Annotated in this window: 2 protein-coding genes and 1 pseudogene; all 3 read right to left on the bottom strand. The window is 71.4% G+C overall.

Features of this window, described 5'->3' with window-relative positions; genetic code table 11:
• Nucleotides 1–576 (bottom strand): annotated as a pseudogene (locus AC30N0_RS14040) (hypothetical protein); the annotation flags it as partial.
• A 10-nt stretch (nucleotides 577–586) separates the two neighbouring features.
• On the bottom strand, nucleotides 587–2,458 hold the full coding sequence (locus tag AC30N0_RS14035) for an autotransporter assembly complex protein TamA (protein ID WP_489518527.1): 1,872 nt from the start codon (nucleotides 2,456–2,458) through the stop codon (nucleotides 587–589).
• Nucleotides 2,455–3,229: vWA domain-containing protein (locus tag AC30N0_RS14030; RefSeq protein ID WP_489518526.1), on the bottom strand; the 775-nt coding region annotated here is incomplete at its 5' end. The genes AC30N0_RS14035 and AC30N0_RS14030, both read right to left, overlap by 4 nt.

Raw genomic sequence — 3,229 nt, 5'->3', positions numbered from 1 at the left:
GGCCGATTGCACCTCGGCGCCGAGGTGCAATCGGCCTCGCACGGCGCGGATCGGCATCGCCTCGGCGCTGCCGATGCGGAGCTCGTCGACGCGCGCCGCACGTACCTCGAGCTCGATCGGCAGGCGCAGGCTCTGCGGCGGGCGTGGCGGCTCGGCGGACGGGCTCGCGTCGGCCTGCGGCAGCCACGTGACGCGGTCGGCGTGCAGGCTGTCGATGACGACGTGCAGCCAGCGCCCGTGGTCGCCTCGCGCGAGGCGAAGCGCCTGCCAGCGCGGCGCGTCGAGCCGGAGCACGCCGCTGCCCGCGAGCGTGACCTCGACGCGCTCGGCGGCGAAGTCGCCGACCAGCGCGCCTTGCGGCGCGACGACGCCGATCTGCGGGATCCGCGCTAGCAGCCAGCCCGTCCCAGCCGGGCTGTGCAGCATCCACCAGACGGCGCCGATCGCGGCGACGGCCAGCAGCAGCACGGCGGCGACGCCTGCGGCGAGCCAGCGCAGGCCGCGGCGCGGGCGGCGGGCCGGTGCCGCGTCGCGCGGATCGGGAACGGCCGGTGCAGCCGGCGGGGGGCTCGCCATGCCGGGCCGATCAGAACGTCACGCCCACGCTCAGGTGCAGGCGCAGCCGGCGCGCCTCCTGGCCGTAGGCGAGGTCGAGCCGCAGCGGGCCGACGGGGCTGCGGTAGTGCAGGCCGACACCGTAGCCGAACACCGGGCTCAGTTCGCCCCAGCGGTCGGCGGCGTTGCCGGCATCGACGAACACGGCGCCGAGCAGCGCCGGCAACCGGCTTGTGAGCGGCCGCTCGGCCTCGATGCTGCCGGTGAGCAGGACGCGGCCGCCGACGACGGCGCCGTTCACCGTCGGGCCGAGGGTGCGGTAGCCGTAGCCGCGCACCGAGTTCTCTCCGCCGGCGCGAAAGAGCAGCGTGTCCGGCACCGCGATCGGGTTGTTGACGAACACCTCGCCGGCCTCGACCCGCGCGTTGAGGAACCAGGCGCCGGCCGGGCGGTAGGCCGTGAAGCGGGCCTGCGTCCGCACGAAGGGTCCGCGGCTTCGCTCCGTGCCCGGCCGGTCGGAGCGCTCGCGGCTGCCGGCGCCGTAGCCGACGCCGCCCTGCAGCGACAGGGCGGTGCCGAGGGTCGGCAGCAGGACGTTGTCGAGGTCCCGGCGCAGCCAGTGGTAGCTGATGGAGACGGCGTCGCTCGAAGTGGTCAGCGGTGCGCTCTGCACCTGCGCGTGAGAGACCTCCAGGTAGTAGAGGCGATCGAAGGCGGTGGTGTCCTTGACCCGGCCGACGCGCGCGGTCCAGCTGTTGCGCGTCTCCTCGTCGGTGCGCAGCTGCTCGAGGTTCGCCGCCGCCAGGTTGCGCCAGAGGCGTTCGCGCACGTACGACGTGAACTCGGTGCCGACCGTCTTCAGGTCGGGCCCGAGGGCGATCGTGCTGCGCGCGACCCAGGGCAGGCCGAAGACCTTGCGGTCGGTGTGCTCGACCGAGACGCGCGGCCCGGTGTCGGCGCTGAAGCCGATGCCGAAGGTGGCCTGGTGCCGGCTCAGCTCCTTGACCTTGACGGTGACCGGTGCCGCCTCGGGCGGCCCGTTCAGGTCGACCTCGACCGAGGCGCCCTCGAACAGGCCGGAGCGGACGACGCGGTCCTGGTAGTCGAGGAGCAACTTCTCGCTGTACTCGTGGCCGGGTTCGAAAGTGGCGAGGCGGCGCACCGCGTCGACGTCGTAGCGGTGCACGCCTTCGACGCGGATCGGGCCGAGGCGGAACAAGGGGCCGGGCTCGATCGTGAGCGAGAGCGCCGCCGACTGCGCGGTGGCGTCGACCCGGGCCCGCGTCGACTGCCACTCGGCAGTCGGGTAGCCGTCGCCGCGGAAGGCACCGAGGCTGGCGTTCTTGGCGCTGCTCCAGGCCGATTGCTGGAACGGCTGCCCGGGCTGCAGCAGCCAGGTCTGGCGGACGCGATCGATGCGGTCGGTCCACGGCTCCTCGCGCGACGGCGTGCGCGGCGGCAGCGGCCGCGTCGCGTCGATGGCCACGCTCTTCACGAGCACCCGCGGCCCGGGAACGACGCGCAGGGTCAGCCGCGACAGGTCGCCTGCCGTGCGCTCCTGCGCGATCGTCACCTCGGCGTTGAAGTGGCCCTCGGTCTCGAGCAGCGAGCGGGCCTGCGCCGGCGCCGCGGCGGCCAGCCGGTCGAGCTCGATGCCGGTGATGCGCTCGCTGCTGGGCGCACTGCGGAAGCGCGACAGGTCGAGGTAGTCGAGGAGCAGCCTGCGCAAGGGCTCGGGCGCCTCGACCTCGAGCTCGTAGAGCGGGATCTCGGGCTCGGCAGGGACGCCGGCGGCCGCGGGCTCGTCCTTGCCGTTCAGGAACGGCAGGCTCGAGCATCCGGAGATCAACGCTGCCAGCAGCAACCAGCACAGCGCCTGCAGCGGCGCTGCGCAACGGCTCATTTGACGAGCAGTCGCATGGCCCCTTCGAGCCCGGGCAGGGTCAGCGGGAACATGCGCTGGTTCATGAGCTGCTGGATCACCGAGATGCTCTGCCGGTAGCCCCACACGCCCTGCGGCTCGGGGTTGATCCAGGCGAACTTCGGGAACGCGTTGGTGAGGCGCTGCAGCCACTCGGCGCCCGGCTCCTCGTTGTTGTATTCGACGCTGCCGCCCGGCTGCAGGATCTCGTACGGGCTCATCGTCGCGTCGCCGACGAAGATCAGCTTGTAGTCCTTGTTGTACTTTCGGATCAAGTCCCAGGTCGGGAACTTCTCGCTGTAGCGGCGCCGGTTGTTCTTCCACATGAAGTCGTAGACGCAGTTGTGGAAGTAATAGAACTCGAGGTGCTTGAACTCCGTCTTGGCGGCGCTGAACAACTCCTCGACGCGGTGGATGTGCTCGTCCATCGTGCCGCCGACGTCCATCAGCAGCAGCACCTTCACCTTGTTGTGCCGCTCGGGCACCATCTTGATGTCGAGCCAGCCGGCATTCGATGCCGTGGCGCGGATGGTGTCGTCGAGGTCGAGCTCTTCTTCGAAACCTTCGCGTGCGAAGCGGCGCAGGCGGCGCAGGGCGACCTTGATGTTGCGTGTGCCGAGCTCGAGGCTGTCGTCGTAGTCCTTGAACTGGCGCTGGTCCCAGACCTTGACCGCGCTCTTGTTGCGGCCCTTGTCCTGGCCGATGCGGATGCCTTGCGGGTTGTAGCCGTAGGCGCCGAAGGGCGAGGTACCG

Source organism: Rhizobacter sp. (assembly GCF_031412495.1).
Taxonomy (GTDB): domain Bacteria; phylum Pseudomonadota; class Gammaproteobacteria; order Burkholderiales; family Burkholderiaceae_C; genus Schlegelella_A.
The sequence above is the reverse complement of the archived record's forward strand: the minus strand, read 5'-3'. Positions and strand labels throughout refer to the sequence as shown.